The organism is Pantoea sp. EKM21T, assembly GCF_011800405.1.
Classification (GTDB): Bacteria; Pseudomonadota; Gammaproteobacteria; order Enterobacterales; family Enterobacteriaceae; genus Pantoea; species Pantoea agglomerans.
Genome location: NZ_JAALFV010000007.1, coordinates 1 through 15,317, shown reverse-complemented (window position 1 = coordinate 15,317; position 15,317 = coordinate 1). Strand labels below are relative to the sequence as shown.

General features: G+C 55.5%; 16 protein-coding genes and 3 tRNA genes. 9 read left to right on the top strand and 10 right to left on the bottom strand.

The features are described 5' to 3' along the window. Positions 1-62: 62 nt before the first annotated feature. A complete protein-coding gene (locus tag HFD87_RS15065; protein ID WP_010671724.1) occupies positions 63-452 on the bottom strand; it encodes a tautomerase family protein in 390 nt (129 codons plus the stop codon). 102 nt (positions 453-554) lie between these two features. On the opposite strand from HFD87_RS15065, the gene HFD87_RS15060 reads away from it, so the two are divergent. Beyond that, positions 555-1,472, top strand: a complete 918-nt coding sequence (locus HFD87_RS15060; RefSeq protein WP_033787426.1) for a LysR family transcriptional regulator — start codon at positions 555-557, stop codon at positions 1,470-1,472. Here the strand turns inward: HFD87_RS15060 and HFD87_RS15055 are convergent. Then, positions 1,449-2,462 (bottom strand): glycosyltransferase family 32 protein, encoded by a 1,014-nt coding sequence (locus HFD87_RS15055; RefSeq protein ID WP_033780546.1) that lies wholly within the window; start codon positions 2,460-2,462, stop codon positions 1,449-1,451. The two genes, HFD87_RS15060 and HFD87_RS15055, sit on opposite strands and share 24 nt — an antisense overlap. 504 nt (positions 2,463-2,966) lie before the next feature. On the opposite strand from HFD87_RS15055, the gene HFD87_RS15050 reads away from it, so the two are divergent. Further along, entirely contained in the window at positions 2,967-3,932 is a 966-nt protein-coding gene (locus tag HFD87_RS15050) for a hypothetical protein (RefSeq protein WP_033759801.1), read from the top strand. Here HFD87_RS15050 and HFD87_RS15045 read toward each other — a convergent pair. Then, positions 3,914-4,468, bottom strand: coding sequence for a histidine phosphatase family protein (locus HFD87_RS15045; RefSeq protein WP_052271132.1), 555 nt, complete (start codon positions 4,466-4,468; stop codon positions 3,914-3,916). The genes HFD87_RS15050 and HFD87_RS15045 overlap by 19 nt on opposite strands. A 580-nt stretch (positions 4,469-5,048) precedes the next feature. On the opposite strand from HFD87_RS15045, the gene HFD87_RS15040 reads away from it, so the two are divergent. The 3 genes from HFD87_RS15040 to HFD87_RS15030 all read left to right on the top strand — a co-directional run bounded on the left by HFD87_RS15040 (position 5,049) and on the right by HFD87_RS15030 (position 8,544). Continuing rightward, complete coding sequence (locus HFD87_RS15040; RefSeq protein ID WP_010251485.1) at positions 5,049-6,437, top strand: MFS transporter; 1,389 nt, start codon at positions 5,049-5,051, stop codon at positions 6,435-6,437. 86 nt (positions 6,438-6,523) lie between these two features. After that, complete coding sequence (locus HFD87_RS15035) at positions 6,524-7,546, top strand: LacI family DNA-binding transcriptional regulator (protein ID WP_029519642.1); 1,023 nt, start codon at positions 6,524-6,526, stop codon at positions 7,544-7,546. 11 nt (positions 7,547-7,557) lie between these two features. After that, positions 7,558-8,544, top strand: a complete 987-nt coding sequence (locus HFD87_RS15030) for a nucleoside hydrolase (RefSeq protein ID WP_045140801.1) — start codon at positions 7,558-7,560, stop codon at positions 8,542-8,544. 155 nt (positions 8,545-8,699) lie between these two features. On the opposite strand, the gene HFD87_RS15025 is transcribed toward HFD87_RS15030, so the two are convergent. The 3 genes from HFD87_RS15025 to HFD87_RS15015 form a co-directional block, all read right to left on the bottom strand. Continuing rightward, positions 8,700-9,164, bottom strand: coding sequence for a YbaK/EbsC family protein (locus HFD87_RS15025; protein ID WP_010671716.1), 465 nt, complete (start codon positions 9,162-9,164; stop codon positions 8,700-8,702). 94 nt (positions 9,165-9,258) lie between these two features. Beyond that, positions 9,259-10,053, bottom strand: a complete 795-nt coding sequence (gene fhuF, locus HFD87_RS15020) for a siderophore-iron reductase FhuF (RefSeq protein WP_010251473.1) — start codon at positions 10,051-10,053, stop codon at positions 9,259-9,261. A 193-nt stretch (positions 10,054-10,246) separates the two neighbouring features. After that, entirely contained in the window at positions 10,247-11,344 is a 1,098-nt protein-coding gene (locus tag HFD87_RS15015; protein ID WP_064690539.1) for a diguanylate cyclase, read from the bottom strand. A 231-nt stretch (positions 11,345-11,575) separates the two neighbouring features. Here HFD87_RS15015 and HFD87_RS15010 point away from each other — a divergent pair, with 231 nt between their 5' ends. Further along, positions 11,576-11,860: a DUF1435 domain-containing protein gene (locus tag HFD87_RS15010; RefSeq protein WP_010251467.1), complete on the top strand. Its 285-nt coding sequence runs from the start codon at positions 11,576-11,578 to the stop codon at positions 11,858-11,860. A 161-nt stretch (positions 11,861-12,021) separates the two neighbouring features. Here HFD87_RS15010 and HFD87_RS15005 read toward each other — a convergent pair. The 4 genes from HFD87_RS15005 to rsmC all read right to left on the bottom strand — a co-directional run bounded on the left by HFD87_RS15005 (position 12,022) and on the right by rsmC (position 13,523). Beyond that, positions 12,022-12,108 (bottom strand) — tRNA-Leu (locus HFD87_RS15005). 28 nt (positions 12,109-12,136) lie between these two features. Then, a tRNA-Leu gene (locus HFD87_RS15000) sits at positions 12,137-12,223 on the bottom strand. A gap of 30 nt (positions 12,224-12,253) precedes the next feature. Then, positions 12,254-12,340 (bottom strand) — tRNA-Leu (locus HFD87_RS14995). Between the two features lie 151 nt (positions 12,341-12,491). Further along, the gene (gene rsmC / locus HFD87_RS14990) at positions 12,492-13,523 is read right to left on the bottom strand and encodes a 16S rRNA (guanine(1207)-N(2))-methyltransferase RsmC (RefSeq protein WP_060681682.1); all 1,032 of its coding nucleotides are present in this window, start codon (positions 13,521-13,523) and stop codon (positions 12,492-12,494) included. A 106-nt stretch (positions 13,524-13,629) separates the two neighbouring features. On the opposite strand from rsmC, the gene HFD87_RS14985 reads away from it, so the two are divergent. The 3 genes from HFD87_RS14985 to yjjG are packed head-to-tail and all read left to right on the top strand — an operon-like array spanning position 13,630 to position 15,151. Beyond that, positions 13,630-14,040 carry a DNA polymerase III subunit psi gene (locus tag HFD87_RS14985; RefSeq protein WP_022625367.1) on the top strand — a complete coding sequence of 137 codons (411 nt, stop codon included), beginning with the start codon at positions 13,630-13,632 and terminating at the stop codon, positions 14,038-14,040. Beyond that, positions 14,012-14,452 (top strand): ribosomal protein S18-alanine N-acetyltransferase, encoded by a 441-nt coding sequence (rimI, locus tag HFD87_RS14980; protein WP_010671713.1) that lies wholly within the window; start codon positions 14,012-14,014, stop codon positions 14,450-14,452. The genes HFD87_RS14985 and rimI overlap by 29 nt, the downstream gene beginning before the upstream one ends. Positions 14,453-14,470: 18 nt before the next feature. Further along, the gene (gene yjjG, locus HFD87_RS14975) at positions 14,471-15,151 is read left to right on the top strand and encodes a pyrimidine 5'-nucleotidase (protein WP_010671712.1); all 681 of its coding nucleotides are present in this window, start codon (positions 14,471-14,473) and stop codon (positions 15,149-15,151) included. The last annotated feature ends 166 nt before the right edge of the window (positions 15,152-15,317 follow it).

The following is a 15,317-nucleotide window of genomic DNA, read 5'->3' as shown; positions in this document are numbered from 1 at the left end:
AGGTTATCAGGCGTGACGGTGGCTGGCGCGCACCGTCAGCAGAGCAGAAGTCAGGGCGATTTTCAGAGTTTGCCGGTGAGATATTGTGCTTCGCCGTCGGCAAAACTCCAGTCACCTTTGTCATTGGTGATAAAGCTGATCATTAAATCGTTGCCCTGCACACCACAATGCTCACGCAGCTCACGCGCCAGCTCGGCCATAAACAGCTGTTTCTGTTCACTGCTGCGTGGGCTGGTATAGACCCGCACCATCACCAGATTATCGCTCCGGCTGAATCCCAGTCCGGTATCCTGAAACACCATCTGGTAGTGCTTGTTTTCCTGAACAATCTGGTAGCGATCGCGTTCCGGCACCTTAAAGGCCGTGAGCACGGCGCGGTGTGCCGCATCCAGCAGTGTACGAAGCTCTGATTCTGAACGACCCTGGATAACATCAAATTGCAGCAGTGGCATAGCGGATTCCTCCCGGTGATTAAGAACCTTATGGTGACCCCTTTATCCGGCGGGAAAAAGCGCGTAGCCTGAAATGATTATTCACTATAGTGAACAATCACGATGAAAGAGATGAAAACGGATACGCTGTGGGATCATCTGCACTGGCTGACCGTACTGGCAGAGCAGGGCAGTTTTACCCGCGCGGCAGAGCGGCTCGACGTCAGCAAGGCGGCGATGAGTCAGAAAATTAAAGAGCTGGAGGAAATGGCCGGTGTGTTGCTGGTACAACGTACTACGCGCAGCGTGCGGCTGACTTCTGCCGGTGAGAAGCTGGTGGAGGAGCTACGCGAGCCTTTTGCCCGCATTGAACAGAGTTTTTTCAGCGTGCGGGATACCGCCGGGCCGGTGCGTGGCCTGGTGCGCATTACCGCACCGGTGGCGTTTGCCCGTCAGCAACTGGTGCCGATTATCGGTGAGTTTCTGCGTGATTATCCGCAGGTGCGTCTGCAGCTGGATGTGACTGACCGCATTGTGTCGCTGAGCAGCGAGGGATTTGATCTGGCCATTCGACACAGCGACACCCTGCCGGAAACCCACGTGGCACTGCCGCTGTGTGACACGCGGACATTACTGGTGGCATCCCCCGCCTATCTCAACGAACAGGGGATACCGCAGTCGCCGCAGGATCTGGCGCAGCATAACTGCCTTTACTATCCACGAGGCGTCGAATCACCGCGCTGGCGATTTACCACCTCCGCGGATAGCGAACAGGTCCAGATACGGATCCAGGGCAGCTTTGCCACTAACAACAGCGAGTCGATACGCGATGCGGCCCTGCAGGGATTAGGGATCGCTATGCTGCCCGATTTCAGCGCCCGGGAGGCGCTGGCAGCAGGGTCATTGCAGCAGGTGCTGCCTGCGTGGCAGCCGGTTGAGGCCTTTGCCGCCCGCCTGTGGATCGTACGACCCTGGGCGGCGCAGGTGCCACGCGCGGTTACCACGTTTACACACTGGTTACGCGCGCGCTTTGACCGTTGATGGCAATGCCAGCGCAGGTGGCGTGGTGTGCATCATCTCGCCAATCAGGCTGCTGCGGTTATATAAACCAAGCCGCAGATTGAAGTCGAGATGCAGCCGCTCGTTGCCGGTTAATTTTATAATGGGTGGCGGCGTCTGTGGCCGCTGCTGAAACATCACTGACTGCGCAAAGGCGCTGCTGCTGTCGGCATGCAGGCGCTGATAGAACCAGGCGCTGGCTTCACTTTTACGCAGATAGAGATTCGCCCGCCGGTATTCCCGCATCGCAACCTGCTGCGCCAGCGACAGGAGCTGACGAGACGGATTCTCCATATTCTGCACAATCAGCGGAAAATCATCACGCTTCTTCAGCTCATGGAAATAGTTGCGGATGCCGACGTTTTTAACCGGCGCCAGCTGTTTCAGCCATTCGCGGATAAAGGGATTTTGCGGGGCGGCAGCAAGAAACCAGCTCTCGGTGACCGGCGCAAGCAGATTCAGCGTCGATTGCTCACCATAGTAACCAATGAGATCCATTGACCGCGCTTCGTGAACGCGATGCACCCAGGCGAGATTCTCAAACAGCAATGTGCTGCAATCAATGCCGATGCCGCCATAACGGTGAATCAGCTCAAGCCGGATGATTTCACTTTTATGTGCCAGCGTCAGATCGGAAGAGATAAAGTTAAGATCGGGCAGCCACTGCGACAGGGTGCGCTGCGTAATCAGATAAACCTGGTGGTCGGGGTTGTCCCGCCGGATTTTACTGATATTCAGCGCCATTGAGGCAGGCAGGTGATCGTTATGCCAGACCATCCAGACGATTTTTGGAATCTCCGGCAGGTCTTTCTGCTGTGCGATCAATACGACATTATCTTCCTGACCCGGATCATATTCCGGTGCCCGACAGAGTTTCTGCTGTTTTCTATTCCATAACATCTGGCTACTGAACGATATTCTTTTCCAGTTACGCCAGATTTTATGCGCTGGACGTTGGCGATGTGAAGTCATGGTACACCTGTTATTTTTATTTTCCCGTCATAGTGCAGGCTCTGCCCGTTCCGCCAGCGGCGGAAACGGCCGACATTGCATACTGGCTGCAATCCCGATGAGTGCGGGAATTAATGAATAGTTTTCCCTGGTGGCGACGCAGTGCTGGAGCGCGCGATAGTTTCCTCACGGCTGTTTAATTGCACTGCACCTTTTTAATAAAACATTATTTACACATTAGCTATGTCTTTTTTTGACTTTAGGATAATACGGAAATAATCCGGTCACGTTATGAAAATAATAATGTCGTTACTGTTAATCATTTATTTAAATGCGGGAATAAACGCAGTTAAGGAATATCTGAATATTATTCTTAACCTGCGCGTTATCCTGCGGCCCGGGCCACAGGAACAGTGGCTATTGTACTTAACTGGTGGTGTAAGCCCGGCTCATCAATCCGCGGAATCAGACAGCCTGAAGAGGATTGTCTACGCTTAAGAAGAACTTACTGAGAAAGGAGCGCGCATGCAGAGTGAATCTTACGGGTTACTGGCGGTTGATAAGCAGGGCAATCGCGTCCTGTTTCTTAATCCGGAAACCTTCGCGGTCGAGCGGGAACTGAACGCTTTTCCACCGCGGCCGCATGAACTCCTGATGCTGGCCCCCTGGGGTAAAGCCTATGTACCCATTTTTGGCGACGGCGTTCATGGTAATAACCCGCATCCGGGTCACAAAGTGGCGATTATCGATTTACAGCGTCGGGAGATCAGCGGCTTTATCGATCTGTCGCCGCTGCGGGCACCCCACAGCGGGCAGCTGGGCCGCGATGGCAAAGTCTATCTCTGCTGTGAGCAGAGTGCCGCAGTGGCGGTGATCGATCCGCAGAGCGACAAAGTGGAAAAAATCATTCCAGTTCCTTCTCACAACGCGCATCGCCTGACGCTGTCACCCAGCGGCCGCAAGCTGTTCACCGATAACGAAGAGGATGCGACCATCACCGTGGTGGATCTCTGTGAAGCAGAGGGGCGGGTCATCGACACCATCCTGCTGCCCGGTCCGATTGCGGGCATCGCTGCCTCTCCGAAGCACCCCTATCTGGTCGCCAGCGCCGCTGATGCACCGTTGCTCTATGTGATCGATCGGCAAAGCCACCGCATTCGCCAGCGCCTGACGCTGCCGGGTCATGAGCGGCCCTGTCAGGTGGTACGCTTCAGCGCCGATGGCGAGCAGCTGGTGGCGATAGGGGATCAGGAACCGCTGGTGACGCTGTTTGACGATCTGCTGAATCCGCTGGGCGACATCCGGGTAGGTAACATGCCGATGGATGGCTGTTTTACACCAGACAGGCAACAGCTGCTGATTGCCAATCAGGATGATGGCACGCTGAGCGTGATCGATCTGGCGCAGCGTAAAGTGATTGCCACGCCGCGTGTCGGAACGGGCTGTGAGGTGCTGGGCTATTTTCCAATCGGTCAGATAAACGGACGATGATAGATCGCGGAACTCCAGTGGCGGCTGCTGGCGTGCTTCTCCGCCTGCCAGCCGCGTTTACGTAATTCGCGCGCAATCATCTTATTCATGATGCCGTGGCCCAGCAGCAGCACCGTGCCATGCCGTGAGTGATCGATCAGCTTCTCTGCCGCCGCGGAGGCGCGGCTGCGCGCATGTTGCAGCGACTCCGCTTCACCCGCATACCCGCAGAACCACAATAGCCGCAACAGGGCCAGCCAGCACAGGGTAGGCAACTGCACCGCGCCGGTTCGCAGCAGTGGCACGGCGACTTCGCTGAACACGGCATCAACCTCATGGGGCTGCAGACCGAGCTGGCTCAGGGAGGATTGTGCGCGGGGCAGGGGACTACAGACAATCACCGCGGCCTGACGTGCAATCTCAATACTGCGCGGCGGCGGCCCGTCACTGACCTGTGACTGATCGTAGGCTTCGCACCAGTCTGCCAGCGCCTGCACGCTCTGGCGACCTGCCGCCTGATGATCGGGTTTACCATGTCGCATCAGAATAATGGTCATAACACCTCTGCCCGGACTTTTTGTCAGAGTAACGTATTGTCTGCGCTTACAGCGATTTTTCAGAATAAATACACGTGTCATCTCATGGTCACAGGCGTGTGCGACAACAGAGCCCGATGAAAGGATTTTAGTCAGCCTTATAACGCTTAATCATAAGAGAAAATGGTAACTTATAGTCGATGGTGATTTTTTTCAGGCGATGTGTTGCGGGTAACTGGCTGAATTTGCGCTAAAAATGCGTGATGACGGGATGTGATAGTGAAGTTTTACTAATAATTTTCATCAGGATCTATTGATTTATCTACGCGCGTAGATACACTAGGTCCCCAGTGATTGCTCACGGTGCCCGATGCACAGTAGGCCCATCGATTGTTAAGTTACATTCGCTCAGTTTAAGCGACCGGTGAAAAATACACCGGCGAAATGGGGCGAAGAACAAGATTCCAACACCAGGGAATCCTTTAACCTTTCATCATGGTTAGTCAACTGAACGTCGTCACCGGGGAATTTCCGCTTTTATCAGGGAATCGACCCATGGACGGGCGTTTATCGATCTGCATACTCATTCAGGGATAGGGTTATGACGGCACACAACTCCGTTAATCAGCAGGCATCACTGTCATCCACTTCTGCCGCCGATGAGCGGTTTAACACCCCTTCAGGCCGCAAAGATTTCTGGCGCGCCACTTTCTCATGCTGGCTCGGAACGGCAATGGAGTACGCGGATTTCGCGCTCTATGGTCTGGCGGCCGGTATTATCTTTGGCGACGTCTTCTTTCCGGAATCAACCCCTGCCATGGCACTGCTCTCCAGCTTTGCTACCTGGTCAGTCGGCTTTGTTGCCCGGCCTATCGGCGCACTCTTTTTCGGCTGGCTCGGTGACCGCAAAGGCCGAAAGGTGGTGATGATCTCCACCATCATTCTGATGGGCGCTTCCACGACGTTGATCGGCTTAATCCCGAGCTATGCCTCTATTGGCGTCTGGGCGCCTGCCTGTCTGGTTCTACTGCGCTTTACGCAGGGTTTCGGCGCTGGCGCGGAGTTATCGGGCGGCACGGTGATGCTGGGCGAATATGCGCCCACAGAGCGTCGCGGACTGATCTCATCCGTGATCGCGCTGGGTTCTAACAGCGGCACACTGCTGGCTTCGCTGGTCTGGTTGCTGGTGGTACAAATGGATCAGCAGAGCCTGCTGGAGTGGGGCTGGCGTATTCCGTTCCTCAGCAGTGCACTGATTGCGCTGGTTGCCTTGTGGATTCGACGTCATCTGCGCGAAACGCCGGTGTTTGAGCGCAGAAAAGCGGAGATGGAAGCGGAACGCGCAGGCGTACTGGCCGCTCCGGTGGTGGATCAGCGGCCTTTCTTCCAGCGTACCCGTGCCTTCTGGACCATGGTTGGCCTGCGTATCGGCGAAAATGGCCCCTCCTATCTGGCGCAGGGCTTCATCGTCGGTTACGTCGCGAAGGTGCTGATGGTCGACAAGTCCGTACCAACCACTGCGGTGTTCCTCGCGTCGTTGCTGGGTTTCCTGATCATTCCTTTAGCGGGCTGGCTCTCTGACCGCTTTGGTCGCCGGGTGGTTTATCGCGTGTTCTGTCTGTTACTGATGTTCTACGCCTGGCCCGCCTTTACGCTGCTCGACACGCGTGAACCGATGCTGGTGATCCCGGTTATCGTGGTCGGTATGGCGCTGGCGTCGCTGGGTATTTTTGGTGTGCAGGCGGCATGGGGCGTGGAGATGTTCGGCGTTCATCATCGCTACACCAAAATGGCAGTGGCTAAAGAACTGGGTTCCATTTTGTCCGGCGGAACCGCACCACTTATTGCCGCTGCTATGCTTTCTTATACCGGTCACTGGTGGCCGATTGCGGTTTATTTCTCGGCGATGGCCGCAATTGGGTTCTTTACCACCTTTGTCGCGCCTGAAACGCGAGGGCGGGATCTCAATCTGCCTGAAGATGCCATCTAGCTTTGCCTGAGGATGCCATCTGCCAGGATAGCGCGAAAAGCAGCAGGCCGTGTAAAGCGGCCTGTTTTTTTATGGAGGAACGTGATGTGCCTAAGTCGTTAACGGGAAAAGTGACCCGAAGTGAAGTTGCGAAAGCGGCAGGCACCTCAGTGGCAGTTGTCAGTTATGTCATCAATAACGGGCCTCGCCCGGTTGCCGAGGCGACCCGTCAGCGGGTACTGGAGGCGATTAAAGCCACCGGTTACCGGCCAAATGCGGCAGCACGCGCACTGGCATCCGGTAACACCAAAACCTTCGGATTGGTGGTGCCCAACATCGGCAATCCTTTTGTGGCCTCAATGGCGCACGTGTTGTTGCAGGAGTCGATGAATCACGGCCACGTTATGCTGCTGGGTGATGCAGGTGATGACCGCAAGCGCGAACTGGAGTTAATTCAGGGACTGCTGAATCGGCAGGTCGATGGACTCTTTTACAACAGCGTCGATCGCCATCCTTACATTGACCTGATTAAAGCCAGCGGTACGCCACTGGTCATGCTGGAGCGGGTTGAGCCTCAGCCGGGCGTTAACATGCTGCGGGTCAATGAGCGTCAGGCCGCCTGGCAGGTGACGGCACATCTGTTGAGTCATGGTTATCAGCAGGTCGGCATAATCAGCGGCCCGGTCGATATGCTTAACGCGCAGGATCGTATTCAGGGCTGGCGTGATGCCATGCAGGATCGCGGGCTGCCGATTGATGAATCGCTGATGTTTCCCGCCAGCTACACCCCACAGGGCGGATACGCTGCGGCACAAACCATGATCGCCCGGGGTCGTGTGCCTCGTGCACTGTTTACCAGCAACGAAGGTCAGGCGATTGGCGCGCTTCGCGCCTTTTCCGAACATCAGATCCGTGTGCCACAGGATGTGGCGCTGGTCTGTTTTAACGGTACCAATCACTCCTCGTTTCACGTCCCGACATTAACGACCGTGCGCCAGCCACTGCGTGAGATGGCTCGCTCTGCGATTCATATGCTGAAAGAGGGACAGAGCGAAGCGCAATTAAAGGAGTTTCCACACTACCTTGAAATCGGTGAATCCTGCGGCTGTGAGCCGCAAAGCCAGAGTTAGCCTATAAAAATATGAAAAGAATTATTATTGACTGCGATCCCGGCAACGGTATCGCGGGTGCCAACACCGATGATGGGCTGGCGATTGCGCTGGCCTTAGCTTCACCTGCACTGTCGCTGGAATTGATCACCACCGTGGCCGGTAACACGCCATGTGAAGTTGGCGCGCGCGTCGCCAAAGATCTGATCGTCCGGCTGGGATTATCTATCCCGGTAATCCAGGGGGCGACGCAGGCGCTACAGGAAGATCCTGCGCCGTGGCGCGAGACGCTGGATAACCGGGTCAATCAGCTTGCGCTGGGTGAGATGTGGCAGGGCGTGCGCCAGCCAGCGGATGTCGCGGCGGATGCGATTGATGCCGCTGACGCTATCGGCAAACTGATTTGCGACAATCCGGGCGAGATTACCCTGGTGGCGATTGGCCCGCTGACGAATGTGGCGCTGGCAATGCAGCGCTATCCCGCCATGGCCGACGCTGTGGCGGAAATTGTCATTATGGGCGGCGTATTTACGCTGGATGATTATATCAAAGACACCAATTTTGGACTGGATCCGGAAGCGGCCCATCAGGTGCTGCACAGTGGTGCAGCAGTAACGCTGGTTCCGATGGATGTCACCACGCAGACGCTGCTGACCCAGCAGGATTTGACCCGCCTGACCGCCGTCGATCATCCACTGACCGAATTTGTGCGCGACACGCTGCGTCCGTGGATCGACTATTCGATGGCGACCCGGCATCTGGCGGGATGCTGGATTCACGATGCGCTGGTAGTCGCCTGGTTGCTGAATCAGCGGGTCGCGGCAGGCATCGATTACCGGGTGGATATTGAACTGCGTCCCGGTGCGACGCGCGGCAAAAGCTGGCGTTATCGTCAGCCCCTTCGGCTCACTGTCGGCGTGCCTGAGCAGTGCGGCGCATCGGTGCATGTGCTGCATCGTGTCGATAACACGCTGCTGTTATCGATTATTGAACAGGCATTTAAGCGCCTGAAATCCTGATGTCGTGGGCGATTAACTCGCCCGCGTGCTGGCGGCAGCGGATCGGTTTCCAGAAGGGCGCGGTGGCCATCAAACGCTGACGGTATCCGTCAGTTTGTCAGCCGCATCAGGACGCGGGCAGAAGGTGCAGGGCTTGTGTGAGCTGATACCCGGCATTACATTGCTTCGCACACATCGACCCAGCGGGCGTTAGTCAGTTCAGCCATCAGCTGTGGGGTAATGCGAACGGCGCTGTGGATAGCGCCGGCGGCGGGCAGGACTTCCTCGAAACTGCGCAGTGAAACATCACAGTAAACGGTCAGCGGATTCTCAAGACCGAAAGGACAGACGCCGCCCACCGGATGGCCGGTCCAGTTAATCACCTCGTCCACGCTCAGCATTCGCGCTTTCGCCCCCAGCGCCGCTTTCAGCTTGCGATTATCCAGCCGGGCATCGCCTCGTGTCACAATCAGCACCACGTCGTTTTTCACTTTCAGTGACAGGGTTTTGGCAATCTCTCCTGGCGTCACGCCATGGGCGCGGGCAGCCATCCCGACTGTCGCAGTACTTTCGGCCAGTTCAATAATTTCAATTTCAGGGGCGTGTTCGGCGAAGAACTGGCGCACGGACTCCAGGCTCATCTTTCTCTCCAGGCTGATCGAAGGCGTAAAAATTGCCACAAGCCTCAGTGCCTGTAAACGAGATAAACGGAGAATTCAGCGTAATTAAGTCTGTTTAGCTGCCGCTCAGGGTGCAGTTGCCGCATTGTTCGACATCGGGAATGCGATAACGCTGGCAGCAGCTGCGACGGACCAGTTCGCCGTTGCGCGGGATCATGGTGCGGTAGAGCGGGTTTTCGCTGCCATCCAGCAGCCGCTGGTTGAAGAACAGCGCCTGCTCCAGTTGCAGCACCAGCGACTCATCGATCTGGCTTTTCAGTTCACCCAGGAACCACTGGAATGAGTAGCCCATATTGTTCCAGATGAGTCGGGCGTTGATATCACCATGCTGCGTAATACCATTAACCACCGGGATCAGATGCTGCTGAATCAGCCGATCGATACGCTGCTGAGGGTTAAGGTAGCGCGCTTCTTCATCCTCCTGCACATCGATCCAGAAAGTGGCCGGATGACCATTCTCATGAAAACCGACGCGGATATGCTCTGGCGAGCAGTCCAGCGCACGCGACTCCTGCAACAGCGCCATGATCAGTGTGGGCAGCAGCAGACCAAAATACCATTGCGCCCAGAGTGACAGCACCGGTTTCGCTTCACGAACCGCATCAGGATGATCGCGATAGAGATAATCGCTGTAGCGCTGAATAATTGGGGTAAAGGCTTCTGATTGTGACCAGGCGGCGAGGGTCAGCGTGTCGCGCGGAGCAGGCTGGCTGAGCTTCGTCGATTCAAGCAGATAGCTGCGCTGTTGTTGCAGCCGCTCATGCAGACTTTCCGCCAGTGGACGGTCATTCTGCCGGAAGATCATCGACTGAGCGTTAAAACGCTGTTCCTGAGCTGAAACGGTTGCCATGACGACTCGCGAAAAGTGTAGATAAGAAAGCAAATGATAATCGTTATTGATTAACTCTACAAGTCGTGTAAAAAATCGTCGTTGCGGGTGGGAAAACGGCGGGTTTGAGGTCAGTTATCCGATCGGACAGAGCAGCAGAGAGCCGGGCATATCGCGCCGAAGCCTCCGTTATTACCGATGGCGTTACGTTTAATTAGGCATGTTCACTGGCGGTCTGATGCTGTTTTCGGGGTAAATCCTCCCAGGCGAGAATGGTATTCCGGCCCTGATTTTTAGCCACATATAATGCGCTGTCAGCATTGGCGACCGCCAGGTCAAATTCATTATCGTAAATAGGCGCGATGCCGGCACTGATGGTGACGTGGGTTGAAACGGTTTCATTGAAAAGATGAGGAATTTCTAAATCCAGCACGTACTGACGGATTCGCTCTGCCAGTTTCATGGCGATGGAACTGTTCACATTGGTCATCAATACCAGAAACTCTTCGCCGCCATAGCGGGTGACAACATCGCGTGAACGCACCGCATCACGAATTGCGACAGAGACCCGCGCCAGCGCCTGATCGCCCATCGCATGCCCGTAATTGTCGTTATAGGACTTAAAATGATCGATATCCAGCAGCAGCACATAGTGGCTGCCAGCATGGTTTTCCAGAATATTATCCAGCCGGTTCTTAAGACCACGACGGTTATAAAGCCCGGTCAGCGGGTCGAGCATGCTGAGGTCGCTGAATGTCTCTTTCTCTTCGTAGAGCTGATGCATCAGGCGCAGAGTAAAGTTGTCGGCACGGCGGCGCATCAGATGCTGTAGTGAGAAACCAATCAGCGGCAGCGTAATGGTCAGCAGGATCAGCGGCAGGTGCTGTGCATTGTCGAGCAGCAATACGGTGAGCACCGGTGGCGTGACATGCAGACAAAAAGCCCCCAGATAATCGCTCAGGGCGATGGCACTGATAAATAACACACTGATCAAACTGATAATAAGAAAGCCCCCATCAAAATAGAACACCTGATGAAAGCGATAATTAATATGCCAGGCCCAGAGCATTCCCAGCAGCAGCGCCACAGGATTTAACAGGGGAAGTTTTACTTTAGGCCATATTAAAAGGGAAATTAACATAATGCCGCTAAAGGCCGCGACACTCATTACCGGCAGGGTCGTCTCACTTTGCTCACTGCTCATTATTGGCAGCAGATGAAATAGCGAAACGGCGATATTCAGAAACAGGAAAAGCATCACTGAAAGCCGGTATTTACTCTGCTTCAGCTCTTCATAGGATTGTAATTTCATTATAAGTACTCGTGACGACCCTGAAATACCAAAGCGCACGCCGGCAAAATCAGGTTCTGCCAGACAATGAGCAAATTATTGCTGTTGCTGTTATTAAAGGTGTTATCGGCCGCAATCTAGCATTTTCCAACTGGTCTGTCATCTTCGTTGCCGGGCGTGACAAAAACAGGCTGCAGTGCAGGCAAAACTGTCATATGATAATGGGAATGCTTATCATTTGAGGTTTGTGTCATGGGGATAGCGATTATCGCGGCCTGCGGCCTGTGGGGAGTCAGTTGGGCACTGGGTAAAAAGCTGGATAGTGCGTGGGGCGTGTTGCTGCCGTGCATTGCGCTGCCGCTGTTCGCCTTATGGGAACCGAGCTTCAGCCAGTGGCGGATGGTGATGACGGTTGCGCTGCTGCTGACTGTCGTGATGCTGTTTAACCAGCGGCTGCGTCACTATCTGCTGCTGCCATCCTGTCTGGCGTTAGCGGGCGGACTGGCGGCTGTCTCTGTGAATTTTCATCTGAATTAACATAAGCGGAGTGGGTACAACCGGCGCACGGGGTAAAGCGGCTGGAAAAGATAAAGCGACCGGAAAACAGAACAACTGGAAAAGGTAAAACGAGCAGGGGGTAAAGCGAAACCGCAGGGGAACAGAAGAGATGAGCGGGAAAGGCCTGAAGATGACAACGTTGGTGCGAAGAGAGGGACTTGAACCCTCACGTCCGTTAAGACACTAACACCTGAAGCTAGCGCGTCTACCAATTCCGCCACCTTCGCATCGAGTTGTCTGTTCATATCACCGCAATGGTGCGAAGAGAGGGACTTGAACCCTCACGTCCGTTAAGACACTAACACCTGAAGCTAGCGCGTCTACCAATTCCGCCACCTTCGCGCAGTGCTCGCGATATGAAACTTGTGATTTTGGTGCGAAGAGAGGGACTTGAACCCTCACGTCCGTTAGGACACTAACACCTGAAGCTAGCGCGTCTACCAATTCCGCCACCTTCGCATACCCGTAACACCTTGAGAATGTTACAACCACGGAGGCGCATTCTAGAGATTTTACTCTTTGCGTCAACAACTATTTCGTCGGGCTGAAACGATCGCTGTAAAAAGCAACGTTTTCAGCCCGGCAAAGCAGTTAACGGCAGGAAAAACCCTTAGCGCGTTTTGGCACCGCGACCATAGACGGCACGGTAAACTTTAAAGCGGCCGGTTTGCGCGATGACTTCATGGCTGCCGAAGGCTTCATCCAGCGCCTGCGGGTAGGGCAGGAAGGTGTTGGCAACGATACGCAGTTCGCCGCCGGTATTCAGGTGCTTCACCGCACCACGAATCAGCGCCTGTGCGGCGTCGAGGCTGGTCTGAGTGCCTTCATGGAAGGGCGGATTAGAGATAATCATGTCGAAACGACCGGTTACGTCAGAGAAGACGTTGCTGGCGAAGACTTCGCCCTCGATGCCATTGGCGGCCAGCGTCGCTTTACTCGCTTCAATCGCCGCTGCATGCACGTCACACAGCCACAGACGCACTTTAGGCGAACGGGCAGGCAGCGAGGCGGCAATCACGCCCGCGCCACAGCCCATATCCAGCACTTTACCTTTGGTGTGCGGGGTAAAGGTCGACAGCAGCAGGGCGCTGCCGCTATCCAGACCGTCACGGCTGAAGACGCCAGGCAGGGTATGAATCGTCAGACCATTAAGCTGATACTGGTGACCAAAGGTGCTGGCATCGAATTCAGGCTGTTTGTCGAGGCGACCGTGGTAGAGACCACAGCGACGCGCGCTGTCGATCTTCTCCAGCTTCACCCACGACTCCATCATGCCTTCGGCGCTGCGCACGCCGCTGCGGTTTTCACCGACCACGAACACGTCGCAGCCCACCGGCAGCAGCGACAGCAGGTTCTGCAGCTGGAACTGCACTTCCGGCTTATTCTTGGTCCAGAAGTAGACCAGGGTATCGCAGCCCTGCACATCTTCGGCCTGCGCAACCATTCCGTAACGCGCCTGCTCGCCCATACGGCGGCTCAGGTTTTGCCAGTGATGATATTGCTGGGTGTGAACGCGCGACGAGGCGGTTTCCAGCTGAGCGGGCAGGTCATCCTGCAGATCGCCAGCAAATAAAACATGGCGGGCGGTAAATTCATCACTGTGGCGCAGAATGACTTCGCTGGCCGGGGTAAAAGCAGACATGTAGGGCTCCTGTAAGATCTGAGCGGGGATTATAGTGGTTTGTTGGCGCATGTTCGATGGGTTTGCTAGCATAGCGTCGCATTCAGGCAGCAGAACAGGTAACACCATGACGTCCAGGCGCGACTGGCTTTTACAGCAAATGGGAATTACGCAGTACCAACTGCGCCGCCCGCGCGTGCTTCAGGGCGAAATTGCCGTCACGCTGGCACCGGACACGCAGTTAATTATTGTCGCTGACGCGCCCCCCGGTTTGCATGAACCGCTGATGCGCGATGTGCTGCATGCCCTCAATCTGCAACCCGCTCAGGTAATGACCGTGACACCGGATCAGCTGCAAATGCTGCCGGAGACGCTGAACTGCGCGGGCTGGCTGCTCGGCGTAGAGAGCGAACAGACTTTCAATGGCGTGGCATTAACCAGCGCCTCTTTCAATGAACTGATCAGCAGCGGCGTCGCCAAACGCGCGCTCTGGCAACAGATGTGTAACCATGACAGCCATCTCTTTACTCACCCCTGACGATCTGGCGCAGGCCTTCGCCATTGAGTGTCGTAGCCACGCGTTTCCCTGGAGTGAAAAGACGTTTGCCAGCAATCAGGGCGAGCGCTTTATCAATTTACGTCTCGACGTTGACGGCCAAATGGCCGCCTTTGCGATTACGCAGGTGGTACTGGACGAAGCCTCGCTGTTTAACATCGCGGTCGATCCCGCTTTTCAGCGCCGGGGATTGGGCCGCCAGCTGTTGCAGCATCTGATCGATGAGTTGATCAAACGCGACGTACTGACGCTGTGGCTGGAAGTGCGCGCCTCGAACCTGCCCGCCATCGCGCTCTATGAGCAGCTTGGATTCAATCAGGTCAGTCGTCGCCCCAACTATTATCCCACCGCCAGCGGCCGTGAAGATGCCATTCTCATGGCACTGACGCCGTAGCGGTGTTAAGGAGCTTTAATGATTGATAACTGGGATTGCATCCTGTTTGATGCCGACGATACCCTTTTTCATTTCGACGCCTATGCCGGTTTGCAGCGCCTGTTCGCCGGTTATGACGTGCAGTTCACCGACCAGGATTACAGCGATTATCAGGCGATAAACAAGCCGCTGTGGGTCGATTATCAGAACGGTGCTATCTCCGCGTTACAGCTGCAGACTCAGCGTTTCAATCACTGGAGCGAAAAGCTCAGCGTTGCGCCGGAGATCCTCAACAGCGGCTTCCTCAGCGCAATGGGAGAGATCTGCACGCCGCTGCCGGGCGCGGTCAGCCTGATGAATCAGCTGCATGGCCGGGTGAAAATGGGCATCATCACCAACGGTTTTACTGCGCTGCAGCAGACGCGTCTGGAGCGCACCGGTTTCCGTGATTACTTCTCGGCGCTGGTAATCTCCGAGCAGGTCGGCCAGCCAAAACCGGCGCCAGAGATTTTTGATTACGCACTGAATCTGATGGGCAACCCGGATCGTGAGCGGGTGCTGATGGTGGGTGATACGCCAGAGTCAGACATTCTGGGCGGCATGAATGCCGGTATTAAAACCTGCTGGCTCGATCATGGCACCCGGCCATTGCCGGAACATATTAAGCCCACCTGGCAGGTCAAATCGCTGGGCGAGCTGGAAGCGCTGCTCATCGGCTAACGCAAGACGCCTCGCAAATCAGCATCTTTCCCATAAAAAAGGCCCGCACAGCGGTAATGTCAGTCAGTTAAGCGACAGGTGATAACGCAGTCTGGTGCCGGGCAGGGGCTGGCGGTCCTCGCGCCGCTGCGCGGTTCCTTCACTTCATTCCTCTGCCTGACGGACC

Bases quoted from the DNA above. Each gene is read 5' to 3' on its own strand.
- HFD87_RS15025 (WP_010671716.1), bottom strand. From the start codon at position 9,164: ATGAGCCTGGAGTCCGTGCGCCAGTTCTTCGCCGAACACGCCCCTGAA.
- yjjG (WP_010671712.1), top strand. From the start codon at position 14,471: ATGATTGATAACTGGGATTGCATCCTGTTTGATGCCGACGATACCCTT.
- HFD87_RS15050 (WP_033759801.1), top strand. From the start codon at position 2,967: ATGCAGAGTGAATCTTACGGGTTACTGGCGGTTGATAAGCAGGGCAAT.
- HFD87_RS14985 (WP_022625367.1), top strand. From the start codon at position 13,630: ATGACGTCCAGGCGCGACTGGCTTTTACAGCAAATGGGAATTACGCAG.
- HFD87_RS15065 (WP_010671724.1), bottom strand. From the start codon at position 452: ATGCCACTGCTGCAATTTGATGTTATCCAGGGTCGTTCAGAATCAGAG.
- fhuF (WP_010251473.1), bottom strand. From the start codon at position 10,053: ATGGCAACCGTTTCAGCTCAGGAACAGCGTTTTAACGCTCAGTCGATG.
- rsmC (WP_060681682.1), bottom strand. From the start codon at position 13,523: ATGTCTGCTTTTACCCCGGCCAGCGAAGTCATTCTGCGCCACAGTGAT.
- HFD87_RS15015 (WP_064690539.1), bottom strand. From the start codon at position 11,344: ATGAAATTACAATCCTATGAAGAGCTGAAGCAGAGTAAATACCGGCTT.
- rimI (WP_010671713.1), top strand. From the start codon at position 14,012: ATGACAGCCATCTCTTTACTCACCCCTGACGATCTGGCGCAGGCCTTC.
- HFD87_RS15045 (WP_052271132.1), bottom strand. From the start codon at position 4,468: ATGACCATTATTCTGATGCGACATGGTAAACCCGATCATCAGGCGGCA.
- HFD87_RS15010 (WP_010251467.1), top strand. From the start codon at position 11,576: ATGGGGATAGCGATTATCGCGGCCTGCGGCCTGTGGGGAGTCAGTTGG.
- HFD87_RS15030 (WP_045140801.1), top strand. From the start codon at position 7,558: ATGAAAAGAATTATTATTGACTGCGATCCCGGCAACGGTATCGCGGGT.
- HFD87_RS15040 (WP_010251485.1), top strand. From the start codon at position 5,049: ATGACGGCACACAACTCCGTTAATCAGCAGGCATCACTGTCATCCACT.
- HFD87_RS15055 (WP_033780546.1), bottom strand. From the start codon at position 2,462: ATGACTTCACATCGCCAACGTCCAGCGCATAAAATCTGGCGTAACTGG.
- HFD87_RS15060 (WP_033787426.1), top strand. From the start codon at position 555: ATGAAAGAGATGAAAACGGATACGCTGTGGGATCATCTGCACTGGCTG.